Source organism: Nitrosopumilus sp. S6, from assembly GCF_054515815.1.
In genome coordinates, this window is record NZ_JBTNRI010000020.1 from 1 (window position 1) to 4,456 (window position 4,456).

The following is a 4,456-nucleotide window of genomic DNA, read 5'->3' on the forward strand; positions in this document are numbered from 1 at the left end:
TCCTTCCACATCCTATAACTGGACTGATTTTGCAGGTTTGTCTTGGGATTTTGAAGACGATTACGCTTAGCCAACAGGAGGAGGTGAAAAGAAAGAAATGAAAACTAAAACAACAATTACAACATTAACTGCAATCACAATCGCATCAATGCTATTGATTTCAGGTTTTAACTTACCAGCAGCTGAAGCAAAAACTTCTTCTCCTGTTAAAACAATAAAGATTGCACCTGTATTGGCACAAGAACCATACTTCCATTCTCAACCAAGAACTATTGGATATGTGTATATCTTTGAAGCATGTGCAGGTGAGGAACCAATCATAGCTCCAGAAATAGTTGTTAGATCTGATAGTGAAATAAGATCTGTAAACTTGGCAACTGATTTGAGTCCAAACTCATGTACGATTTCATCTACAATTATCAAAGCAGCAAGCTCTGATTCCATCAGTGGAGCACTAGTTGCAAAAGATGTACTAACTAAGATGGCAAACGAAAGTGCAAAAAAAGTATCTGACATCAAAATGAAGTTAAATGATAAAAATATTGAACTTCTAAAGATAGTAAAGACTCCATCTGGTGATACAAAATCATCAAAACTTGCACAACTTACTGGTGAGATTGTAGATTTGAGACAACAACTCAAAGATGCAAGAGCTGAATACTATAGAGTGCTATTCCTGATGTACGGATAGCCTCATTTTTTTATTTTTAAAATGATTTTTTTAAATATGACTGGGATTTCTTAATGATGTTGACATATTTTTCATTGTTTGCAATTTTGACTATTGGACTATTACTATCATCTTCAATAACTGCATCTGATATTGCATTTGCCGATGTAATTGCTCCAAATAAGCAATTAGATCTAGATTTTAACCCTGATGAAATTGTGTGTAAAGAACACCTTGTAAAAGTTATCAGAACAACTGACAATATGCCTATCTGTGTTTCTCCTGACACCGTTGATGATCTTGTTGAACGTGGACTTGTTATTGCCCCAGAACCTGAAGTAGTTCTACAAGTATTAGAACAACAATCCAAATCTATTGGAAAAGTTACTCATGTTGCTACAACAAAACAATTCAAAAATCCTGGAGAAGTTGAAACATTTCCAAAAATAAATACATACAATTACGTTTTCAAAGTATGTGCATTTGAAGAAAAAATTTATTCCCCTGAAGTTATCGTTACTTCTGACTCTGAAACAAAGTCTGTAAAAATGTCTCGTGACATAAAGGCCAAAGATTGCCATACAAGTGCAGTCAAAGTTAAAGCCACAAATCCTGATTCTATTTCATCAAAATTATTGAATCACGGAGGTGTGTCTGAAGCCATTAAAGAAATGGAAGACAAAATTGCTTCTATTCTAGAAAATCTAAGAGAAAAAAGACAGAAACTAGTTACAATTCTTGAAGAACCTCCTAGTTCTGAAAGAAAAAAGAAAATGTCGGCTAATCACCAACAAATTGCTGATCTAAAACTAGAATTAAAAAACACTAGAGCAGAACTTCAAAAGTATTTGTTATTTTTGAGCTTGAATTCAAATACAAACATCTCTCCTGTAATAAAAAACAAATCTGTTACAGGTGTGGATGTTGCTGGAGTTTTATCTGAAATAATCTCAGTGCATGAAGCCTTAATTCAATCTGAACAACGACCAGAAAATTCTATGACATATAATGTAATTTTTGAAATTTGTACTAGTACTGCTCCTTTAAGAATTCCAATTGTTGAATTGACTTCTGATGTAGGTATGACTACTATCCGAATGGCTGAAAAAGTGGTTACAAACTCTTGCCAAATCTCTACTGGAAAAATTAATGCTCTTAACCCCAGTACAATCTCTATTACTATTGCAGGCCAAACCCAATCATCAGATACTATAATTGACTTGGAAAAGAAGATTGAATCCCTTAAAATACAAATGAGTGAAGAGCAAAAAAAATTAGCCTTATCTACTGTTTCTAGCTCTATATCTAAAGAAGAACGAGAGATTTCAATATCTGAATCTACTGTAAAACTACATGAACTCCGATTAGAATTAAACAAAGCAAAAGCTGAATTACATAAAATTTTGTTACAGGTTTACAGATAGTCTTTGAACCATTAGATTCTAAAAATATCCTTTAAGTACAAGTTTGAATTAAGGACTTTATGATAATTAAAACATCTATTGTAGTTTTTTCTATTTGTATTTTATTTCTTGGGACAATTGCTGCTCCATTAAACACAATTCAATCAGCTGATGCCCTAAAAGGTCAAGGTGTACCTACTGCCCAATATGGCTCTGGAACCAAAAATATTGTGTGTGGTGATAAACTTTGTTCTGAAGTAAAATCTGCAGAAAAAAAGAAAGAAGAACCTAAACCAGCTAAAAAAGAACAAGTAAAAACAGAGAAAGAAGAACCTAAACCAGCTAAAAAAGAACAAGTAAAAACTGATAAAAAAGAATCTGAGAAAAAGAAAATTGATGACAAAACAAAGCTTGAACAATCAAGATATGATGAGCTTTCTTTGCCTCCAAGAACTACTAAAACTGCAACTATCACATCAGTACAAGATCCAGGACAAGGACATGAGAATCATCAATTAGCAATTATTCTTCCACCTTCAGAGAAAGTGTATCGAGGATTGTTGACTTTTGTTGCTTCTGAACCTGTTCAACTAGTTACATTACATGGCCCATTAAAAGATGGTGAAGACAAAGGTCAAGCAATATGGTCTCCTGATGGAAAAACAAAATATGCTTTAACATTTGTCCCATTAAATGCACATGCAGGAACTTGGCAATTTGCTGGAAATGCTTTGGCAATACATACAATGAATGAAGATCCATTTACGGTATCTTACTCTGTTGCTTATCGAGAAAGAACTTTGACTGATACAGTGAAAAGTGAAACTATTACATCCGTACAAGATCCAGGACAAGGACATGAGAATCATCAATTAGCAATTATTCTTCCACCTAGAACCTCTCCTTATTTTGGTACTTTGGGATTTTCTGCATCTGAGAATGTTCAACTAGTTGCATTACATGGACCTCTTCAACAAGGTCAACTTAACGGTCAACCAATATGGTCCCCTGATGGTGAAACATATTTTGCATTGACATTTGTAGATAAAGAAACATCTGCAGGAACTTGGCAATTTTCAGCAAATGCCGTTGCACTCCATACTATGCATGAGACTCCATTTACAGTAAGTTACTCTGTAGCAACCGGACAGTAATAATTTTCAAAAGAGAATCTAAGGTTTAGATTCATTTTTTGCCATATTTCTCATCATCTTATCGACTAAATCCTCAATTTGTTCATTAGACATTATTAGTTTAGTTTTGAGTTCTACATTTTCTCTTATTTTGAACATCACGACAATAAATGAGAAGACCGATGTGACACTTCCAATAATTGTAATAACTAGGATCAAATCCAGCGAATCACCTACCCTGTCCCCTAAAATCAAATCTTTACCGTTTAATGCATCACGATTATACGGATCTATTTCTAATGCTTCATCAAAATATTCTAGTGCATCATCAATTCTACCTAAATTAATTAGAACTGAGGCATCTCCAATCAATGCATCAGTATTATCAGGATCTAATTGTAGAATTTTTTCGTAGATTTTATGTGCCTTGATATTTTTCTCTTCCAAAAAATTTAGTTCTGCTAAACCTAATAATGTAGATATATTTTCAGGTTCAATTTCTAAAGCGGTGTTAAAGGCATCTCTAGATTTTTCATATCTTTCTAATTCTAGGAATACTTGACCTACTCCGTTTAATGCATCTACATTATCTAAATCAATTTCAAGAATTTTTTCATAAAATCTTAGTGCAGAACCATGTTGGTTCGTAGAAAGTAAAGCATTTGCCTTCCCAAGTAACGCTGATAAATTATTTGGATTTTTTTCCAGTACGATATTAAAAAATAGTATTGCATCATCATGTTGTTCTAATTTTAACAAGACGTTTCCTCCTCCCACTAGAGCATCCACATTACGTCTATCTTTTTTCAAAACAAGTTCAAAATGTTCTACAGCATCATCATATCTATCAAGAAAATAATAAGAATACCCTACCCCATTAATGGATTCAAGATTATTTGGATCTAGAGTAAATGCCCTCTCAAAGTTTTGTAATGAGTTTACGTATTTTCCTTGAGTTAAGAGGATCATTCCTTTTTTATTTAATGCCTCAATGTGGTCTGAATTCAATTCTAAAATCTTATCTAACTCAATAATGGATTCATCATATTTTTTCTCCAAGTACAAATTTTCTGTAGTTTCTAGAATCTGATTTATTTCCTCTTGAGTTTGAGCAAAGGATATGGGGTGACCAATAAAAGAAAAAATCATCCCAATAACAAGTAGAGTTAAAAATTTACCAGCAATGATATTACTGTTAAATAAAATTTTTGTCACAAAAATCGATATTAAAAAAAGATTATAATCTACAA

At 32.9% G+C, this 4,456-nt stretch carries 4 protein-coding genes; 3 read left to right on the forward strand and 1 reads right to left on the reverse strand.

The window, feature by feature from the left end:
• The first annotated feature begins 97 nt into the window (after positions 1-97).
• From ACX12B_RS09590 to ACX12B_RS09600, 3 genes are read left to right on the forward strand one after another with little or no spacing between them, the layout of a single operon-like run.
• Positions 98-691 (forward strand): hypothetical protein, encoded by a 594-nt coding sequence (locus ACX12B_RS09590; RefSeq protein WP_459353786.1) that lies wholly within the window; start codon positions 98-100, stop codon positions 689-691.
• A gap of 53 nt (positions 692-744) precedes the next feature.
• Positions 745-2,094, forward strand: coding sequence for a hypothetical protein (locus ACX12B_RS09595; RefSeq protein ID WP_459353787.1), 1,350 nt, complete (start codon positions 745-747; stop codon positions 2,092-2,094).
• A gap of 59 nt (positions 2,095-2,153) precedes the next feature.
• Complete coding sequence (locus tag ACX12B_RS09600) at positions 2,154-3,227, forward strand: hypothetical protein (RefSeq protein WP_459353788.1); 1,074 nt, start codon at positions 2,154-2,156, stop codon at positions 3,225-3,227.
• 18 nt (positions 3,228-3,245) lie between these two features.
• On the opposite strand, the gene ACX12B_RS09605 is transcribed toward ACX12B_RS09600, so the two are convergent.
• Positions 3,246-4,421, reverse strand: a complete 1,176-nt coding sequence (locus ACX12B_RS09605) for a tetratricopeptide repeat protein (RefSeq protein ID WP_459353789.1) — start codon at positions 4,419-4,421, stop codon at positions 3,246-3,248.
• Positions 4,422-4,456: the final 35 nt, after the last annotated feature.

Excerpts from the sequence above, each read along its gene's own strand:
- ACX12B_RS09595 (WP_459353787.1), top strand. The coding sequence starts at position 745 with ATGATGTTGACATATTTTTCATTGTTTGCAATTTTGACTATTGGACTA.
- ACX12B_RS09590 (WP_459353786.1), top strand. The coding sequence starts at position 98 with ATGAAAACTAAAACAACAATTACAACATTAACTGCAATCACAATCGCA.
- ACX12B_RS09600 (WP_459353788.1), top strand. The coding sequence starts at position 2,154 with ATGATAATTAAAACATCTATTGTAGTTTTTTCTATTTGTATTTTATTT.